The sequence below is a fragment of the Pedobacter frigidisoli genome, from assembly GCF_032678525.1.
Lineage (GTDB): Bacteria > Bacteroidota > Bacteroidia > Sphingobacteriales > Sphingobacteriaceae > Pedobacter > Pedobacter frigidisoli_A.
The window spans coordinates 1075504-1093846 of the sequence record NZ_JAVTSE010000001.1; the positions used below are offsets into that span (position 1 = coordinate 1075504).

General features: G+C 41.6%; 17 protein-coding genes and 1 tRNA gene. 14 read left to right on the plus strand and 4 right to left on the minus strand.

Features of this window, described 5'->3' with window-relative positions; genetic code table 11:
• Positions 1-2: 2 nt before the first annotated feature.
• The 7 genes from R2Q80_RS04545 to R2Q80_RS04575 all read left to right on the plus strand — a co-directional run bounded on the left by R2Q80_RS04545 (position 3) and on the right by R2Q80_RS04575 (position 5885).
• Positions 3-932, plus strand: coding sequence for a hypothetical protein (locus R2Q80_RS04545; protein ID WP_316798447.1), 930 nt, complete (start codon positions 3-5; stop codon positions 930-932).
• 23 nt (positions 933-955) lie between these two features.
• Positions 956-1225 carry a hypothetical protein gene (locus R2Q80_RS04550; RefSeq protein ID WP_316798448.1) on the plus strand — a complete coding sequence of 90 codons (270 nt, stop codon included), beginning with the start codon at positions 956-958 and terminating at the stop codon, positions 1223-1225.
• A gap of 2 nt (positions 1226-1227) precedes the next feature.
• Positions 1228-2778: a hypothetical protein gene (locus R2Q80_RS04555; protein WP_316798449.1), complete on the plus strand. Its 1551-nt coding sequence runs from the start codon at positions 1228-1230 to the stop codon at positions 2776-2778.
• Positions 2779-2801: 23 nt separating this feature from the next.
• The gene (locus R2Q80_RS04560) at positions 2802-3485 is read left to right on the plus strand and encodes a hypothetical protein (RefSeq protein ID WP_316798450.1); all 684 of its coding nucleotides are present in this window, start codon (positions 2802-2804) and stop codon (positions 3483-3485) included.
• An 87-nt stretch (positions 3486-3572) separates the two neighbouring features.
• Positions 3573-3971, plus strand: coding sequence for an immunity protein YezG family protein (locus R2Q80_RS04565; protein ID WP_316798451.1), 399 nt, complete (start codon positions 3573-3575; stop codon positions 3969-3971).
• 52 nt (positions 3972-4023) lie between these two features.
• The gene (locus R2Q80_RS04570) at positions 4024-4866 is read left to right on the plus strand and encodes a hypothetical protein (RefSeq protein WP_316798452.1); all 843 of its coding nucleotides are present in this window, start codon (positions 4024-4026) and stop codon (positions 4864-4866) included.
• 182 nt (positions 4867-5048) lie between these two features.
• A complete protein-coding gene (locus tag R2Q80_RS04575; RefSeq protein WP_316798453.1) occupies positions 5049-5885 on the plus strand; it encodes a metallophosphoesterase in 837 nt (278 codons plus the stop codon).
• A 145-nt stretch (positions 5886-6030) separates the two neighbouring features.
• Here the strand turns inward: R2Q80_RS04575 and nagB are convergent, their stop codons facing one another.
• Complete coding sequence (gene nagB, locus R2Q80_RS04580) at positions 6031-7950, minus strand: glucosamine-6-phosphate deaminase (RefSeq protein ID WP_316798454.1); 1920 nt, start codon at positions 7948-7950, stop codon at positions 6031-6033.
• A gap of 136 nt (positions 7951-8086) precedes the next feature.
• Positions 8087-9277 (minus strand): ROK family protein, encoded by a 1191-nt coding sequence (locus R2Q80_RS04585; protein ID WP_316798455.1) that lies wholly within the window; start codon positions 9275-9277, stop codon positions 8087-8089.
• Positions 9278-9469: 192 nt separating this feature from the next.
• Between R2Q80_RS04585 and R2Q80_RS04590 the strand changes: the two genes are divergently transcribed.
• Together R2Q80_RS04590 and R2Q80_RS04595 are read left to right on the plus strand one after the other, a co-directional pair.
• Positions 9470-10303 (plus strand): N-acetylglucosamine kinase, encoded by an 834-nt coding sequence (locus tag R2Q80_RS04590; protein ID WP_316798456.1) that lies wholly within the window; start codon positions 9470-9472, stop codon positions 10301-10303.
• A 54-nt stretch (positions 10304-10357) separates the two neighbouring features.
• Positions 10358-10434 (plus strand) — tRNA-Pro (locus R2Q80_RS04595).
• Between the two features lie 85 nt (positions 10435-10519).
• On the opposite strand, the gene R2Q80_RS04600 is transcribed toward R2Q80_RS04595, so the two are convergent.
• Entirely contained in the window at positions 10520-11293 is a 774-nt protein-coding gene (locus tag R2Q80_RS04600) for an HAD-IIA family hydrolase (protein ID WP_316798457.1), read from the minus strand.
• A 307-nt stretch (positions 11294-11600) separates the two neighbouring features.
• On the opposite strand from R2Q80_RS04600, the gene pxpB reads away from it, so the two are divergent.
• The 5 genes from pxpB to R2Q80_RS04625 are packed head-to-tail and all read left to right on the plus strand — an operon-like array spanning position 11601 to position 17841.
• The gene (gene pxpB, locus R2Q80_RS04605; protein ID WP_316798458.1) at positions 11601-12356 is read left to right on the plus strand and encodes a 5-oxoprolinase subunit PxpB; all 756 of its coding nucleotides are present in this window, start codon (positions 11601-11603) and stop codon (positions 12354-12356) included.
• A complete protein-coding gene (locus tag R2Q80_RS04610; RefSeq protein ID WP_316798459.1) occupies positions 12337-13329 on the plus strand; it encodes a biotin-dependent carboxyltransferase family protein in 993 nt (330 codons plus the stop codon). Before pxpB ends, R2Q80_RS04610 begins: the two co-directional genes overlap by 20 nt.
• Positions 13326-14090 (plus strand): 5-oxoprolinase subunit PxpA, encoded by a 765-nt coding sequence (locus R2Q80_RS04615; RefSeq protein ID WP_316798460.1) that lies wholly within the window; start codon positions 13326-13328, stop codon positions 14088-14090. The genes R2Q80_RS04610 and R2Q80_RS04615 overlap by 4 nt, the downstream gene beginning before the upstream one ends.
• The gene (locus tag R2Q80_RS04620; RefSeq protein ID WP_316798461.1) at positions 14087-15274 is read left to right on the plus strand and encodes an NRAMP family divalent metal transporter; all 1188 of its coding nucleotides are present in this window, start codon (positions 14087-14089) and stop codon (positions 15272-15274) included. The genes R2Q80_RS04615 and R2Q80_RS04620 overlap by 4 nt, the downstream gene beginning before the upstream one ends.
• A gap of 2 nt (positions 15275-15276) precedes the next feature.
• Positions 15277-17841 carry a M1 family aminopeptidase gene (locus tag R2Q80_RS04625; protein ID WP_316798462.1) on the plus strand — a complete coding sequence of 855 codons (2565 nt, stop codon included), beginning with the start codon at positions 15277-15279 and terminating at the stop codon, positions 17839-17841.
• A 17-nt stretch (positions 17842-17858) separates the two neighbouring features.
• On the opposite strand, the gene R2Q80_RS04630 is transcribed toward R2Q80_RS04625, so the two are convergent.
• Entirely contained in the window at positions 17859-18317 is a 459-nt protein-coding gene (locus R2Q80_RS04630; protein WP_316798463.1) for a hypothetical protein, read from the minus strand.
• Between the last annotated feature and the right edge of the window lie 26 nt (positions 18318-18343).

An 18343-nucleotide genomic window follows, 5' to 3' on the forward strand; every position in this document is an offset into this window, starting at 1 on the left:
ATATGCTAGATGACTCAAAAATAAGGGTTAAAAGCCCATTTAACGATCAGTACACGATTATAATCGAATCGGAGGTAAAAGGTGTTGACGTTCATATCCATTCGAAGGTGCAGCTACGTTATGATTTTAGCGTATTGCAGGCCAGTTCTGATCAGCTGGAAGTGCGGCTCATCCAGCTGGATAATGTGGTACTTGAAGCCAACAGCCCTTTGGTGACCGAAGTAGCTCAGGTGAGCCAGATTTTTGGAAGGATGTACAGCGAATTGCACCTGTTGCTTAGTGCAGGTGGAGAAGTTTTAGAAGTTTTGAATATCGGCCTCCTGCTTTCCAAGTGGAAACAAACGAAGGCAGAGATGGAGAAATATATTTTCGGCAATGATGCCCTGAAGGATGCCATTATCCTCAATGACGAGATTTTTAATAACCCGGAGAAGATCAAAATTGCTGTTCAGGTCAACGAATTTTTAAGACTTTATTTTGGCCAGGTTTTTAACCGTGACACGCTGATGAAAGCTACGGTAAAGGGGACAAATATTTTTAATACCACATCACTAGATTGGACCTTAGAAACAAAAATAACACCAGTTGCTACCGGAAGTGGTGACGGTTTGGTACAAGTAGATACTATTGTTCTTCCTGCAAATGCTATAAATAAGGATTTTATCAAATCGGCTTATGGGCAATTCGAAGGAAAAATTGAGCTATCGAACCTGAAACCGGAACTCAATCAACACGAACAAAGGGTGATCGATCCGGTTACAGGGCGTTTACAAGAGGCAAGTGTTTCGAAAACTGAGGTTGCTGATGAAACAAGGTTATATAATAAGTTAGCCTACACTTTAAACAGCGATCACAGGGTAAATGCTAGTGATGTGCCGCAACCGGTATCTACAGAGACAGAAAGTTCAAAAAGCAAGTTCAGTTTTTTTTAAGTGGAGCGATAAAATTGAAGGGTATGGAAATTGAAAAATCAAATTGCAAGGCTGAAAAAACGTGGGTAAAGACCTGGCGCATTGGTAAGTCGGTTTTGAGGTTTGGCACTTTGGCTGAGGATCTGGAAGGAAAACACCGTTCCAGATCGTATTTTTTCTCTTTTCAAAATAAAGAAGCACTATATACCGGAGATCGATTCAGTATTACAACGTTGGGTATAAAAAGCATTGAGGTGGGAAACAGGGTAAGGTTGGGTTTTATCAAACGTAAACAGGTTTTAGAAAAAAGTTAACAATGGGCAACAAGATCATCACAGAGAAAGATTTCTGGAAATGTAGTTGTGGTGCCGTTCCTGCACAATTTCAATCGATACAGAAATCGACAAAGAAACAGTCGGGTGAAAAATTCATCACCGTTAAAGATACGGCGACCAGTAGCTGGATAGATTTCGGCTGTACTCGAATGATGCTGATTATGGCTATTATTGCTGCGGCTGTTGTTGTTATTGCTGCAATGACGGTGGCTACAGGTGGGGCGGCATTGATTGCGTTGGGTGCTTTGGCAGGATTGGCAGGAGCTGCCTGGGGAGCCGTAATTGGCACCATGCTTTGCGGTCAGCTGGCAGCCAAGGCCCGGAAGTGGGTAGGTAGCAAAAACAATTATATTATTCAGGGTGTTGAAACCATCACGGGTAACCAAACGATGACCTGTCCTGTTGGAGGAGTAGTTACGTTTGCGCCTGAAATTAAGAACTGGAGTCAGGCTATTGCACTTGGTGCATCGAACTACATCAGTGGTTTAATGGAGGGAATGATGGCCGGAGCTGCTATTGGAATGGGCGGTGCCGCATTGAGTGGTGGAGCGGGCGCATTTGCCAGTGGTGGTATGCGGGGTGTTGGTCAGGCGGCCTGGCAATTTGCCCGGAGCGCGCCGATGAATGTAATTCGCAATATTGGTGCTACCTTTGGTTATGCGGGTGCAGGAGCCAGCACCACTACTGTAGTTACTACTGCGACCACAGCAGTTGGTTTACGTGGGGTAACTGCTACACAGGCTGGTTTGGCACATTACGGAAATACAGGCGAATCGGGTTGGGGTGCTGCAGGACGTGGTGTTTTTGGAATGGAAGAGGGGATGTACCACTCGGGTTCGAACATTTTAAGTGGCAATGCAAGCTGGCAGGATGTTGCGGGGATGGCGTTGTTATTGTCGCCGGTGCATAAGGCCCCCGAAGAACTGAAAGGAAATAACGGTGAGCCTGTACGGGATGGGGAAACAGCGAGGGATGGTGAGCAGCCAAAAGATGGTGAGCAGCAAAAGGCTGATGAGGAAACGGTGAAAGATGCCAATACGGCTCGGGAAGAAAGTGCTAAGAAAGAGGGTGAAGGGGAGGCTTATGAGGCAAGATTAGGAGACAGGAGAATATCAGATGATTTGTATAGTGAACTGCGGGATCAAACTCCTACACAAGAAATCCGCGATATGGTGAATGAAGGTATACAACTACCAATGCCTGACCCCGTATTACCGGGACTGGAGATTACAAAGAGGTTGCATGCCGATCATATCGTTCCAATGGATAGAATTACCAGAATGGAAGGATTTGATCAGTTGACTTTATCTCAAAAATTAGAAGTGTTGAATAATCCTGATAATTTCGTTGGCTTAAGTCCTTCTGCGAATACTTCAAAAGGGCCGAAAACCTTTTCTGAATGGACCCAGCATATCAGCAGGGGGATTGATGTTGAACCTTCATTTAGAGCGGAAATGATCAGGAGAGAACAAATATTAGAAGGTCAGTTACAAAAACAAATTGATGATTTTCTAAGTTTAAATAATGGATAACAAATTACTATCGTCGTAAAACAATGAGCAAAATAGAATATCTGAAAAAATATAACTCGAAAGTAGAGTTAATAGCATTTGACTCGCTAACTGAAGAGGAAATTAAATTATTGCCAGAATACTGGATTGATGCACTTAAGAATCAAGATGTTTCATCCAGGATAGGAACGGTTTTGTCTCAGTGGGAAAAGTTTCCTTACCAATTTCAATCTACCATTAGTTATCTTCAAAATAATCTGGTTGGGGTTGAACTCATGAGGGAAAATGGTCAGATTGCGTTGCTCTACAGCATAAAAAATATTAAGGGTTCGGAGGTTTATTACATCGGCTATAATAGCAATACAAAATCCGTACCTGCCTACTTCGAACGATTACCCCAAAGCTTTAGAGAAATATATGACCAATTGCATAATGGATGGGTATACTATGCTTCAAAAGCCAACGGGCTGTTAAGAATTGAAGATACCATTATTCTGGGTGACGAAGACTGGGGGATTCTTGAGGAAATAGACTTGAGAGGTCTTCCTTTCAAACTGGAAGATTGTATAGGATTATTTGATAATGGAATGGGGGATTATGCCTCGCTGGATTTATCCGCTGAGAATAAAAAATCAGGATTCATTTGGTGGCATACCAAAGCACCTAAACTGAATATCGAAATCTGGCCTGTTATAGATGAATGGACTAAAATTGGTATGGAAAGGTAATGAACATAAGAGTTATTATAAATTGTTTACAATACGCATATTATAATGGGAATGGCTAATCATTTAATCGAAGAAATTTGACAAACTGTGTTTGACAATGTTCCGGTTGACGACTGGAGCAAGATTTTATTAGAGGCTTCTATTTTATCGACTTATGTTGAGTTAACCGTAACCTACTATGTGGAAGAAAAAATAGGGAAATCTTTTGATGCCAACTACGAAAATGCTCCGGAAGAAAAAGAAGTGGATAACCTGCTGATTCAGTTAAGGAACGAAATGTATAAGCTTAGTCCTGGCAAAGGTGCTTGGTATAATGTTGAGATGATTGTAACTGAGAGCGGAGATTTCGAAATTAAATATGATTATGATAACCGACCAAATTTTGAAATGGAACCCGAAGATGATGAATTTGTGATCGACAATGAAGAATTTCCGCGTGAGGCTGAAGCCACGCCAGCCTGGTTAAAAGAAATATTGAACAAATAAGGAATAATAAATATTCTCAATTTTCTGATCAGACAATTGAAATTAAAATTATATGGTTGAGGATTTAAATCTGAAGCATTTCTTGGGAAAATTGAATGTCGATAACCGGATCATTAAATTAATAAAAAAGGAAGTTTCCTTACCCGATTATATCGATGATCTGAATTCTGTTTCAGAATATTGGTATCCGCATCCGCCATGTTTAATTCCACTTTTTTTAGGACATGGGGCTTCATATAAAGGGATCGTTAACCATTTTTTCTGTGACAGGGAAAATACTTATGTTGAATATTTTCTGGAATCAGGTTTTCTTTCAGAAATAGCCCGAAATGCCGATCAGTTTCTTACGCTAATTGCATTGAGAATGATCATTACCAAAGACGAGTTAACAGATGAAATTATTGAATTTTGTAAGCTTAATAATCTCGAAGAATACAAAGCTATTGATGAATTTGTGGTTGATTATGGTGATGATCCTGAAGAGTTCGATCATCTTGTTTATTTCAAGGGTAACAGACCATTCAAATATTTGAAAACTATTGATGGTTACCGGGGAGACTTTCCTTCATCACTTTTTATTTTGAACACAAAAAAGCACCTGGAAAATGCAGCGTTTAAAGAGATAGCCCCAATAGAATTGTTAGATCAGCTTGAGGAAAGAGCGCCATGGTTGACAGGTAAGCAATCTGGAATGGATCTGTTTCAAAACTACGTCAACAATGATCAACTTAAAGAAGCCTGGCTGACCTTAGACGGTGGAGGCTGGCTGCTTAGTGATGTAGCTAATGCGCTGGAACAACTGAAACTGAAAACAAAAGATGATTTATTTACAGCAGTTGCTGATTATTGGATCGCAGGTTGGAAAAACTCAACATTTTTGGATGGGAAATATTAATGAGGTTTAGTCAATATCCTATTTTACAAATCATATTTGAATTTCTACGGCCAAAATATTTGATCATATTAAATCTGTGTTAAGTTTTTGACCGAAGGGCATTTAGAACAGATTTGTGATTTAAATTTGTATTTTACCGGAACAAGTTCTGGTTATTCATTTCTGTCAGTAATTTATTGCTCATGTCATCTTCAAGAAGAAATTTCATAAAAGGAACGGTATCCAGTTTGTTAGTAGCTGGGATCAGCACCTCTGCTGATGCATTCATTCTGGATCAGGCAGCTGTAAATGCGCCTGTGAAGTTAAGGTTTGCTATTGCCTCTGACGGGCATTACGGACAGCCCGGGACGGAATATAAGAAGGATCATGAAAATATGATTGGGTGGCTCAATCAGGCACACGAGAAAACTCCTTTTGATCTGGTGATTATCAATGGCGATCTGGTACACGATCGACCTGAACTTTTGAAGGAGGTAAAGCACAATTATTACGATAAATTGAAAGTGCCATTTTATGCACTTCCTGGTAATCATGATCATGCAGATACTGCACACTGGATGTCGGTATTTGGTTATGAGGATAATTATGCCTTTGAAAAGAATGGTATTGGTTTCGTTATGGCGAATACTTCAAATATTAAGGGCGCTTATTTGAGCCCCGATAACCATTTCATTAAGACAGAGCTCGACAAGTTCAGGGACTTAAAAACTGTATTTGTTGTATTGCATATTCCGCCCCACATCTGGGTGCCACAGCATCCTTTTGTTGATGCGCCGGATACGGTTTCGCTACTGCACAGTTACCCGAATGTTAAGGCTGTATTTCATGGTCATGACCATAGCTTAGATGCGGTTTTTTATACCGATAAATTACCGCACTTTTTTGATTCGCACATTGGGGGTAACTGGGGAACGGCTTACAAGGGATTCCGGATTGTAGAAGTGGGAGAGGGTGATAAAATATCAACCCGACAGATCAATGCCAGTGGAACGCCTGCATTGAATGAGACTTCATTTTAGTGCATTCAGTTTTTGGATCTGGCTAACAAAAAAGGCCGTCCCCCCGGACGGCCTATAACCCTAATGCGCTCAAACATTGGGCTGTCTGCTACATCGCCAACGATAATAACAAGACAGTTTCGTTGTATTTTCCCAGACTCGGGAACTAATATTTAAACCGTACGAAAGCTTCAATTGCTTCATATTCAGCTAAACCCAGCTTATTGTATCTGAATGCTGTTTCACTGGTACGTTCTTCTGCGCGAACCCAGAATTCACGGGCATCATCGCCGGGGAATACCGGAATATCTTTTTGCGACTGGTGTTTAAAGATGGCGTGTCTTTTCCGTATTACTTCCTGAGGTGAAAGTGGAACAGCCATTTCAATTTCGTGTATTTCGAATTCGTGCCAAGCTCCCCTGTATAGCCATAGCCAACAATCAGCTACCCAATCTTCGGTAGCTTTGAGTCGTTTTAAAGCTTCGTGAATGATATTGAAACAGATTTTATGTGTTCCATGAGGATCTGCAAAATCTCCTGCAGCAAATACCTGATGTGGTTTTACGTTTTTAAGGAGTTCCATCGTTTCGATGATATCATCCTCATATGAAACATTTTTATCGTATTTCGCGCGATCGTAGAAAGGAAGGTTTTGAAAATGAATATTTTCGTCTTTTACACCAGAGAATCTGGCTCCGGCAACAGCCTCACCTTTTCTGATCAGGCCTTTGATGTTTTGAATTTCTTTGGTATCAGCCTGGTTTGGTGCTTTATTGGCAAAAAACTCACGGGTTTCAGTGTAAGCTTTTTCCAGTGTTGTTGCATCTGTTCCCTGACTTTTAGTAAGGTCTATATAGAATTCCAGGTAGCGTAACACGTCATCATCCCATATGGCTGTGTTGCCGGAAGTCTGGTAGGCTACATGGACGTTATGTCCCTGCTCGGCAAGGCGTATAAAAGTTCCACCCATGGAAATTACATCATCATCAGGGTGCGGGGAGAAAACAATGCTGTTTTTGATTTCAGGTTTTGCTCTTTCAGGTCGCTGACTATCATCGGCATTTGGTTTGCCACCCGGCCAGCCGGTAATAGCATGCTGTAACTGGTTAAATATCGAGATATTGATGTTGTAAACAGGGCCTTTTTCTGTAGCCAGCTGTGCCATGCCATTGTTGTTGTAATCGTCTTCGGTTAATTTTAATACCGGTTTTTGCAGGTGCTCTGCCAGCCAGATTACTGCTTTTTTAATCAATTGCGGGTTCCAGTCGCAATCTTTAACCAACCAGGGTTTATCAAATCTGGTGAGTTGCGAAGCAGCGTCCTGATCGATAATGAATTCTACGTTATTGGAAAGCTGAAGGTAAGTTGCAGGTACATCGGATGAGATCTCTCCTTCAACTGCTGCTTTTAAGATATCGGCTTTTTTCTCGTTCCATGCTACCAAGACAATTTCTTTGGCATTGAAAATTGTTCCTACGCCCATGGTAATGGCTTTTGTAGGTACATTTTGTTTAGAACCGAAATCTTTGGAAGCATCCCTTTTGGTCAGGTCGTTTAAGGTTACCAGTCTTGTGCCGGAGTTCGGAGCAGAGCCTGGCTCGTTGAAGCCGATATGACCTGTTCTGCCTATTCCCAAAAGCTGGAAATCCAATCCACCATTTTCGGCAATCTTTTTTTCATATGCTATGCAGTAGGCCTGTATTTCATCTTCACTTAATGTTCCGTCGGGAACGTTAATGTTTTCGCGAAGAATATCAATGTGGTTAAACAGATTCATGTCCATGAACTTTACATAGCTTTGCAGGCTATCCGGATTCATTGGATAATATTCATCAAGGTTAAAGGTGATTACATTTTTAAAACTCAATCCCTCTTCTTTATGCAGGCGAACCAACTCTTTGTAAATTAAAATCGGAGAAGCACCAGTAGCCAATCCCAAAACGGTTTTAAGTCCGTTTTTCTCTTTTTTCCAGATGAGGGTTGCTATTCTTTTTGCAATATGTACCGAAGCGTCAGCCTGAGTAGCGAAGACATTAACCGGTATTTTTTCGAAACGAGTTTCTTCTAAAAAGTTTAACCTTGACATATATGAATTAATTTATGTCAAACTTAATAAAACATTTTAATAAGTTTAGCTACTTTATTAAAATAAATTAAATGTTATTGCCTTCGCTCGACCTTTTGATGGTGAATCCTTATCATGCTAATTCTATATGATGATACTAAATAAGGTGTTCCAGATTTTCAATTACCAGAATTGAGGCTCCGATAAGTTCAGCATCGAAGCCAAGGTTGCTTAATTTAATTTCTGTGCCGGCAAACAGGCGTGGGATGCAATATTTGTTGAGTGCCTGCTGAATGGGGGCCAACATGATTCTTCCTGCCCGTACCATTCTCCCGCTTAATATGATGGTTTGGGGGTTCATGATATGGATGAGGATAGAGAGCGCTCTGCCGATATCATAAGCCGATTCAGATATGAGTTTAATGGAAAACTGATCGCCCTGGTTAGCTTTGGCAAGGATGGCATTGCTCATGTCGATCTTCGAGTGGTAGTGCTTAGGGTTGCGGAGGCTACTCAGTTTGCCGGCTTCCAGTCCGCTGATTGCTTTGTTCGTAACGGCCAAAAGACTTGCTACTGCTTCGAGGCAACCTTGCTTGCCACAGCTGCAAAGGATTTCCTTTTCGGTGATTGGGATGTGGCTGAATTCACCTGCGAAACCATTATATCCTCTGTATAATTCTCCTTTCACGATCATTCCCAGTCCGATTCCCCAACCAAGATTGATTACCATCACTTCTTTTTGTTGTGCAGCGTTACCTAATTTATGTTCCGCTAAGGCCACCAGACTGGAGTCGTTGTCAATAAAAGTTGGAATACCGATTTCTTCGGATAGGTAGTTTGCGAGGCTTTTTTCCTGAGGTTTCAGGTATGTGAAATTTATGCCTTTCTTTGCGTCGACAAAGCCCGGCATACCAATACCGATGCCCATTATTTTGGATTTAGCGATTTTGGAATCGCTAATGTAATTTTCAATGGCCGAGATGAGTTTTGCTAATGCTTCATCATCATGTATCAGATCAATTTCAAGCGAAACAGCTGTGTATGCCTCATTATTTTGCAGGTCAACCAGTCCGATTCTGGTGGAAAGCTGATCCATTGCAATTACAATAATATAGCTCTTGTTTTCTACCAATGCATACATCAGTGGCCTTCTTCCCCCGCTAGATGGTGCAAGACCCTTCTCGGCGACATATCCATCTTCAATTAAATCAGCTATCACTTTGTTTATTGAGGGGATACTTTTATCCAGTCGCAATGAAAGTTCTGCAGATGTAGCTGATTTGATATAAAATAGTTCTTTTATAACATCCAGGTGTATTGCCGAGTATTTGGGCTTTTTGTTTTTCATTTATGCTGAGGGCGGGTGATTAATCAAAGATATATCTTTTTATAAAAATGATGAAGGAATTGTAACCAGAATGAGTGATATCTGATTACTTATTAAAATAAATTAAAAAGTATTACAATGATATTAAAATTATTTGGTATGATTGTGTAATTTTTAAATCATTCAGGTTAGATCTTTAGCCCAAAAAATAATATGTTAATCATTGCTGATAGCGGTTCTACAAAAACAACATGGAGTATTACGTATCCAGGCGGAAACAACGAGGTATTTGCAACCGAGGGTCTAAACCCTTATTATATGGATGAAACCTACATTGTAAACGCGATAAAACAGGGGATGGGTACAGGTATTGTTTTTGATGAGGTAAAGCAGATTTTCTTTTATGGTGCAGGATGTGACGGGGATAAGAAACAGGTATTGGCGAATGCCCTTTCATCGTTGTTTCTAAATTCGTCGGTTGAGGTTGATTCGGATATGATGGCTGCGGCAAGGTCGCTTGTTGGGAATGGATCGGGTCTGGTTTGTATATTGGGTACCGGAATGAACAGTTGTTTGATTGAGGATGGTAAGATTTCCCATCAGGTAAATTCGCTTGGTTTTTTAATGGGGGATGAGGGCAGTGGCGCCTATCTTGGCAAGCGATTGCTTGTACTGTATGCCCGCTATGCGCTTTCACAGGAGGTGATGGATTTGTTTTTTCAGGAATATCAGATTATGCCTGATGATGTGCTTGATTTGTTTTATGCCCAGAAATTACCAAACAGATTTTCGGCAAGTTTTACGGTGTTTTTAAGTAAGTATATTGGACATGCCTGCATTTATGATATCGTTAAAAGCGGCTTCTCAGATTTTTTTGTGAATATCATTTCCCGCTATCCTAATTATAGGCGGTTTAGAATCAACTGTGTAGGTTCAATAGCTTTTGTTTTTCATGAAGTATTGGAAGAGGTTGCCCGGGAATTCGGTATGACATGCGGAAAAATCTCTAAATCGCCAATGGATGATTTATATAAATTTCATCTTTAAATTTGATTTTTTCGGACGTGTTTTTATCTTCGCGTTGAATTTGTAATGATTCATCGGGACGTAGCGTAGCCAGGTATCGCGCCAGCATGGGGTGCTGGAGGTCGGAAGTTCGAATCTTCTCGTCCCGACCAATTTCATTCTTTTTAAGGCAGGCGAAGGATGAAAACCATAGTTTACGCCACATCCGCCCGCCTGATCTTTTCTATATAGTGTATTTTACCACCAGGCCAAGGGGAATTTGATTTCGTCGACTGAACTGGCTATCATATCGGGTTTGAAGGCATAATGACCGAGTGTATCTTTGGTTGCTATTCCTGATAATACCAGGATGGTTTTGTATCCCATTTGTACACCTCCCTGTATATCAGTCTCCATGGTGTCGCCGATTACCGTTGTTTCACTGGTTTCTAGCCCGAGGAATTTCCTTGCCGAGCGCATCATCACCGGGCTGGGTTTACCCGTTACAAATGCTTTACGACCTGTAGCTTCTTCGATCATTGCTGTGGTTGCTGCTATGCCCAAATTATTCCATCCAGGTTTCTTAGGAGATGGGTCTCTGTTTGTGGTGATGAACTTTGCGCCAGCCAGGATCATATCTACAGCGCGCTGAACCATTTCGAGGGTAAAGTTTCTGCCTTCACCAAGTACCACAAATTCGGGATCGGTATTGACTAAGGTAATTCCGTGGGCATGTAAACTACTCAGGAGGCCGCCTTCTCCCAGTACGTATGCGGTTCCATTGGGGCTTTGATCAGACAGGAATTTGGCTGTGGCCATTGCACTGGTATACACATGGCTTTCTTCTACCTTAATGCCCATTCCTTTGAGTTTGCGAACCACTTCCAGACTGGTGCGTTGGCTGTTATTGGTCATAAATGCAAAAGGTATAGCTTCGTCGATCAGTTTTTTTATAAATTTATCGGCACCCGTTATCATCGCTTCGCCGCTATAGATCACTCCGTCCATATCTATTAACAATCCTTGTTTCATGTGTTTGATTTAAAGTGAGGATAAAATGTATTCGATCAGGCCAAATTTAATTACTTTATTGGTATTAGAAGACAGAGTTATGTTAATTCAGTAAGAAGAAATTCGGTATTGTTGGCTGTAGATGGCAATATTTCTGGTCTGCTTAGGGGTAGTGGATGGGCAAGCAATATCTTTAGCGCGTGCTATATGTGGTGGGATAGTTGAGGGACAGTTAATAAATATTGCCAAAATTGGTTAATTATTGCAGGAAATTGATTCTTTTGAAGATAATTGCTCCGATATTTTAATAATAATTATATTTAGCCTGATGATTTCATTACAGTCGGCTATAAATTCTGATATTCTGATCTATTTTTTGAGCGAGGAGGCAGTAAGCGTGGTTTTTGGTCAAGAGATTAATGAAGTAACCTTTAAACGAATTAGTGAATTTAATGCACTGCTTACCGACAATCCTTTTACAGGGTTTAGGACGACAGTTGTTTCCTATACCACGCTTAGTGTTTTTTATTCACCTATGGAAGTGATGCAATCGGCATTTCCTGGAACTACTTGTTTTGAAAAGGTTTGTGCTTATCTGCGTCTCTTGAATGCGAATAGCAAGAAACACTATTCTTTGAGGCAAAAACGGATAGAAATCCCTACCTGCTACGGGGGGATTTTCGGTCCCGATTTACAGGAAATAGCATTTTTTAACCGGTTATCGGAGGAGGAGGTTATTCATTTGCACAGCAGTGCAGTTTATAAAGTTTATATGATTGGCTTTGTTCCGGGATTTGCTTATATGGGGGGGATGGACGAGCGGCTGGCTACTCCAAGAAAGGCGCAACCCAGACAGTCAGTACATGCAGGTTCAGTTGGAATTGCCGGAAAGCAAACCGGCATTTACCCGCTAAGTATTCCGGGTGGATGGCAGATTTTAGGGCGAACACCCATTCATTTATTCGATATCAACCGAATGCGGCCTTCATTTTTAGAGGCTGGTGATGAGGTGCGGTTTAAGGCTATTGATGAGCAGCGATATTATGAATTGAGTAATCTTAAAGATGGCGATCAGGATCATTAGGGCGGGCGTTTTAACAACGGTACAGGATTTGGGCCGGCCCAGGTTTCGCGGTCAGGCGGTACCTACTTCAGGTGCTATGGATCAACTTTCAGCCCGGCTGGCCAATAAGGCAGTTGGCAATCCGGATGGTTCAGCCTTAATCGAATTTAATTACGGTGGAGCTTCATTTTTTGTTGAGTGTGACTTGCTTATTGCCTATAGTGGATATGGTGCCATATTTACTGTTAATGATGTTGATTTACCCTGTAATCGTCCTCTTTTCATACCTGCGGGTACAAGTATAACACTGAAGGAAAATCTGCAGGGTTCGAGATCTTACCTGGCCGTAGCCGGGGGATGGAAGGTAACGGAGATCATGGGGAGTAGAAGCACCTATCTCTCTGGCGGCTTCGGCGGTTTTGAGGGGCGAGCATTAGAAGCCAATGATTCGCTTATCAATGAGGCTGGTATGAGTTTATTGTCTAAATCTATTTTAGAGCATTTAAAAAGCAGTGAAATTAATTTTCCTAAATGGAGCATTTCGGATTCCCGTTTTAATCTCAAAAATGAGGTCAGGGTAGTGCCCGCACAGGAGTTTTTATGGTTTGATGCAATTTCGATTATAAGCCTGCTTACTAAACCTTTTGTGGTAAATGCTCAGGGGAACCGTATGGGGATACCTATTAATGGTCCATTAATGAGTAGAAGAAAGACTGATGAGCTGTTATCGACTGCTGTTACTATGGGTACAATTCAGGTTACCGGAAACGGAAATCTTGTTTTACTAATGGCTGATGCGCAAACAACCGGTGGTTATCCACGAATTGCCCAGGTAGCCTCGGTTGATTTGGTAGCTTGCGCACAAATGAGGCCGAATAAAGAGATTTTTTTTAAAGAAATTAGTAGCGATGAAGCAGAAGAGCTGTATCTTGAACGCGAAATGCATCTTAAGCAGCTCGATACTACAATTGCCTATAGATTTATGATTGAATGATAAAAACTGTTGATCTAAACTGCGATCTGGGGGAGGCTTTTGGCAATTATCCGATGCCGAATGACAGCTTGCTGATGGATTATATCTCTTCTGCCAATATTGCCTGTGGTTTTCATGCGGGCGACGCCCATGTAATGGAGGAAACCATCAAACTGGCAATAGCCAGAAAGGTGGCTATTGGTGCACATCCGGGTTTTCCGGATTTACAGGGTTTTGGTCGCAGGGAAATTAAATGTTCTCCGCGGGAAGTTTACCAGATTACCTTATATCAAATTGGCGCGTTATATGCTTTCGTAAAAGCAGCTGGAGCCAGACTTAACCATGTAAAACCGCACGGGGCCCTGTACAACATGGCTGTCAGAGAATATGCTTTGGCTGAGGCCATCGCCAGTGCGGTAAAAGATTTTGATGAGCATTTAATTGTTTATGGGCTTGCAGGTAGTGAGCTGATCAATGCTGCAAGGAACGCCGGGCTTAAAACAGCATCTGAGGTTTTTGCCGACCGCACCTATCAGGATGATGGTTCACTTACACCGAGGTCGGAACCAAATTCCGTGATAAAAGATGATCATTTAGCCATGGGTCAGGTTTTGCAAATGGTTAATGAGCGGCAGGTGGACACTACCAGTGGTAAAACTATTTCCCTTTTGGCGGAAACAATCTGTTTGCATGGGGATGGGCTTCATGCAGTTGATTTTGCCAGGGAAATATCGGCAAGTTTACAGGCGGAAAACATCATCATAAAAGCGCCGCATTCATGAAAAAGAAATATAACTGGAATGTGCTTTTAGGTGCCGCCTTTTTAATGGCTTCTTCGGCTATTGGACCAGGGTTTTTGACCCAGACAGCCGTATTTACCGAACAGCTGGGTGCCAGCTTTGCATTTGTAATCTTACTATCTATTGTTCTGGATGCTATTGCACAATTGAACATCTGGCGGATTATTGCGGTTGCGGATCAGCCTGCACAGGAAATTGCGAATAAAGTCTTTCCGGGTCTGGGTTATTTTCTTTCTTTTCTGGTTTTCCTGGGAGGCCTTGCTTTTAATATTGGTAATATTGCCGGTGCAGGATTGGGCTTAAACGTGCTGTTTGGGATAAGTGTACAACAAGGTGCTGTGATCAGTGCTATAATGGCGGTTGGAATTTTTGTGTACAAAGAGGCGGGAAAGGCTATGGACGTGTTTGCTAAGACTATGGGTTTGATTAAAATTTGTCTGGCACTTTTCATTGCCTATATCAGCAATCCACCGCTGTCTGAAGCAGCAATACGTTCAGTGAACCCTACGCAGTTCAGCTTTGGGGCGGTGCTCACCATTGTTGGTGGTACTGTAGGAGGCTACATTACGTTTTCAGGGGCTCATCGCTTATTAGACGCCCGGCAAACGGGGATAGAAAACCTCTCAGCTGTAAACAAGGGGGCATTAAGTGCTATTGGGCTAGCCTCATTAATGCGTTTGTTGTTGTTTATCGCTGCCTTAGGGGTAATTTCTACCGGCGCTAAATTAGATCCGGCGAACCCGGCAGCATCGGTATTCCAGCTGGCAAGCGGACAGTTTGGTTATAAAGTTTTTGGTGTGGTTATATGGGCTGCAGGAATATCTTCAGTGGTTGGTTCGGCTTATACTTCAATTTCTTTCATTAAGAGTTTCCACCCTTTTATATTAAAATATCACAAAGTCATCATTATTGTTTTTATCATCAGCTCGTGTATCATATTTCTGATTGTAGGTAAACCGGTTAAAACCTTACTTGCTGTCGGCGCCATTAATGGGCTAATTTTACCTATTGCATTAGGAGTGATGCTCATTAGTGCCTACCGTACTAAAATAATTTCTAACTACAAGCAGCCTTTATGGCTGACAATAACCGGTGCAGCTGTTGTTGTCACAATGATCTGGATGGGCTATGGAGCCATTGCCCAACTGTTAACTGTAAATTCGTAACCATGTTTAAGTTTTTTGCCTTTTCTCTAGTATTACTATTTTCCATTCCATTCGACAGTACAGCTCAAAAAAGCCTTGAAATAAAACCGGGCGTGTCGGAACAACTGGCGTTGAGGAGGAGCGAGCTGATCAGCAATGTCCGATATGAACTTCATTTCACTATCCCTCCACAGCTGAATGCAGCCATATCCGGAGAAGAGCAGCTTAGTTTCATTTTAAAAGATCATGTGGAGGATTTGCAAATTGATTTCAAACAGCCATCTACACATGTTAAGATGTTGAAGGTGAATGATGAACAGGTGACTGTTCAACTTGTTAATGAGCATTTGATTATTGCTGCGAAATATCTTGTAAAAGGAAAAAATGAAATTGAGATTAGTTTCATTGCGGGGAACGAATCCCTAAACCGCAATAATGAATATCTGTATGCCTTGTTTGTTCCAGATCATGCGAGGAATACTTTTCCTTGTTTCGATCAGCCTAATCTTAAAGCCAGATTTAATTTAAGCCTAACCGTTCCTGAAGGATGGAAGGCCCTGGCAAACGGAAGGCTAAAAAGCAGCAGCAGCGGAAGCGGCAATACAAGATATGATTTTTTACAAACGGACATTTTGCCAACCTATTTATTCTCATTTACTGCAGGGAAATATACCGCACTGGAAAAGAATATTAAAAAGTACAATTATGCCTTTCTTCACCGGGAAACTGATAGTTTGAAGATTAAATTAAGTGTTGACTCTATTTTTAAAGCTCATTCTGATGCCATCAGTTTTCTGGAAAACTGGACTGCGATTCCATTTCCTTTTCAAAAAATAGGTTTCGTTGCCGTTCCTGATTTTCAGTTTGGAGGGATGGAGCATCCTGGAGAAGTACAGTATAAAGCTTCCAGTTTATTTTTGGATGAGGGCGCGACCAAGGATCAGTTCATTAGCCGGTCAAATCTGATCTCTCATGAAACTGCCCACATGTGGTTTGGCGATCTGGTGACTATGAAGTGGTTTAACGATGTTTGGATGAAAGAAGTTTTTGCAAATTTCATGGCAGACAAGGTGACGGAGAAACTGATGGGAAAGGCGACCTTTGATTTGAAGTTTTTGCAGGATCATTATCCGGCAGCTTATGGTGTAGACCGCACGCTGGGTGCAAATCCAATCAGGCAGCAGCTGGATAACCTTCAGGACGCAGGATCGATGTATGGCAACATTATCTATCACAAAGCGCCTATCATGATGCGTCAGTTAGAGCTTTTAATGGGAAAAGACAAGTTTCAGCAGGGTATCAGGACTTACCTTAAAAAATATGCTTACCGCAATGCCACATGGAATGACCTGATTAAAATTCTGGGCATGTATACGAGTGAAAACCTTGAAGCATGGAATAGGGTATGGGTAAACACAGCAGGAAGACCTGTATTTGATTACGGTATCAGTTTTAAGAACAATCAGATTGATCAGTTAAAAGTTATGCAGCACGCGGAGGTTGGAGCAAATGCGGTATGGCCACAGGTTTTTAGCATAACGTTATTTTACCCTGATGGCAAAAAACAAATTGCCATTAACATGAACCATCCTGAGGTTGAGGTAAAAGAAGCGAAGGGGCTGGGCAAGCCTTTGTACATCTTATTTAACAGTGATGCGATGGGCTATGGTTTATTTCCACTGGATCCAAACAGTGCTAAGCGGTTTTCGGATTTAAAAAACCCATTGGAGCGTGCTTCTGCTTACATCAATGCTTATGAAAACATGCTGGCTGGACGTAACGTGAAGCCTGCTGAATTGCTTGAACTTTTTGCCGAAAATATAAAACAGGAAAAAGACGAAATGAATCTCAGGCTTTTGGGTGGTTATATTTCGGGTATTTACTGGTCGTTCCTCAAGCCTGTTCAGCGGTTGGAGAAATCGCCAGAACTGGAAAGCGTTTTGTGGGAGACCATGCAATCTACACCGCTTTCGAACAATAAGAAAGCTTTGTTTGGAACTTATCAGAGCGTTTATATGAGTAAAGATGGAGGGATGAAGCTTGATGAGATATGGAAAACCCAAAAGGGGCCGACAGGAATTAAGTTGACAGAAGATGATTTTACCGGCATAGCCTTCACTCTTGCTCTTAAGAGTGATACCGTTTCGAGTTATTTGAAGATACAGCGTGACAGGATTACCAATCAGGAGCGAAAAAACAGGATAAGTTTTTTAATGCCGGCGCTATCAACTGACGTAAAAGAGCGGGATTCTTTTTTTGCGAGTTTATCTGAACGGAAAAACAGGCAGAAAGAGGCATGGGTAGGCAGTGCATTAACTTATCTAAACCATCCATTAAGACAGTCGACTTCTATAAAATATTTGCCAAAGAGTCTGGAGATTCTCGAGGAAATCAAAAATACAGGGGATATATTTTTTCCTCAATCGTGGCTTGGCGCAATTTTCAGTAGCTATCAATCAAAAGAGGCCTATCAGATTGTAACTGATTTTCTGAAGAAGTATCCTGATTATAATCCTAAGTTGAAAGGTAAAATTTTGCAGGCTACTGATCATCTTTACCGGTCGCAAAAGATTGTGCCGGATAAATAAGTGCCCTGATTAATATACTACTTTTGCGTACAGCTCTTGAAAAACCGGATCACAACCTCATTTGCTTCCTGGGGGTAAACATGCCCTCCGGGATGCTCGTATAGCACAAATGGTGTTCCTGATGTTGATGGATAAAGCGTAGCATATTTTGCATAAGCCTCTCCGGTTTTGCTGCAATTGTTGATCCTCATTACATTGTTGTACATTAGTTTCTGCCAGGCTGGTTTTACCAGTGGGTCAGTATCGCCGATAATGTGCAGGGCGGGTTTTGGTTTGAGTTGGCCGATAAGTTTCAGGGCGGCTGCGGACGATGGTGCAAATGCTGCAAAGACATTGCCCCTTACCGCCCAAAGAATGTAAGTGAAACTACCCCCGTTTGAGTGCCCGGTTGCATAGATGCGTTTTTTATCGACTTTGTAGTCGGTTTCGAATTTGGTAAGCATGCTGTCGAAAAACTTCAGGTCTCTGTCGTTCATATCGCCCGGTGCTTTTTGCCATCCGG

Excerpts from the sequence above, each read along its gene's own strand:
- R2Q80_RS04545 (WP_316798447.1), top strand. The coding sequence starts at position 3 with ATGCTAGATGACTCAAAAATAAGGGTTAAAAGCCCATTTAACGATCAG.
- R2Q80_RS04550 (WP_316798448.1), top strand. The coding sequence starts at position 956 with ATGGAAATTGAAAAATCAAATTGCAAGGCTGAAAAAACGTGGGTAAAG.
- R2Q80_RS04555 (WP_316798449.1), top strand. The coding sequence starts at position 1,228 with ATGGGCAACAAGATCATCACAGAGAAAGATTTCTGGAAATGTAGTTGT.
- R2Q80_RS04560 (WP_316798450.1), top strand. The coding sequence starts at position 2,802 with ATGAGCAAAATAGAATATCTGAAAAAATATAACTCGAAAGTAGAGTTA.
- R2Q80_RS04570 (WP_316798452.1), top strand. The coding sequence starts at position 4,024 with ATGGTTGAGGATTTAAATCTGAAGCATTTCTTGGGAAAATTGAATGTC.
- R2Q80_RS04575 (WP_316798453.1), top strand. The coding sequence starts at position 5,049 with ATGTCATCTTCAAGAAGAAATTTCATAAAAGGAACGGTATCCAGTTTG.
- nagB (WP_316798454.1), bottom strand. The coding sequence starts at position 7,950 with ATGTCAAGGTTAAACTTTTTAGAAGAAACTCGTTTCGAAAAAATACCG.
- R2Q80_RS04585 (WP_316798455.1), bottom strand. The coding sequence starts at position 9,277 with ATGAAAAACAAAAAGCCCAAATACTCGGCAATACACCTGGATGTTATA.
- R2Q80_RS04590 (WP_316798456.1), top strand. The coding sequence starts at position 9,470 with ATGTTAATCATTGCTGATAGCGGTTCTACAAAAACAACATGGAGTATT.
- R2Q80_RS04600 (WP_316798457.1), bottom strand. The coding sequence starts at position 11,293 with ATGAAACAAGGATTGTTAATAGATATGGACGGAGTGATCTATAGCGGC.
- pxpB (WP_316798458.1), top strand. The coding sequence starts at position 11,601 with ATGATTTCATTACAGTCGGCTATAAATTCTGATATTCTGATCTATTTT.
- R2Q80_RS04610 (WP_316798459.1), top strand. The coding sequence starts at position 12,337 with ATGGCGATCAGGATCATTAGGGCGGGCGTTTTAACAACGGTACAGGAT.
- R2Q80_RS04615 (WP_316798460.1), top strand. The coding sequence starts at position 13,326 with ATGATAAAAACTGTTGATCTAAACTGCGATCTGGGGGAGGCTTTTGGC.
- R2Q80_RS04620 (WP_316798461.1), top strand. The coding sequence starts at position 14,087 with ATGAAAAAGAAATATAACTGGAATGTGCTTTTAGGTGCCGCCTTTTTA.
- R2Q80_RS04625 (WP_316798462.1), top strand. The coding sequence starts at position 15,277 with ATGTTTAAGTTTTTTGCCTTTTCTCTAGTATTACTATTTTCCATTCCA.
- R2Q80_RS04630 (WP_316798463.1), bottom strand. The coding sequence starts at position 18,317 with ATGAACGACAGAGACCTGAAGTTTTTCGACAGCATGCTTACCAAATTC.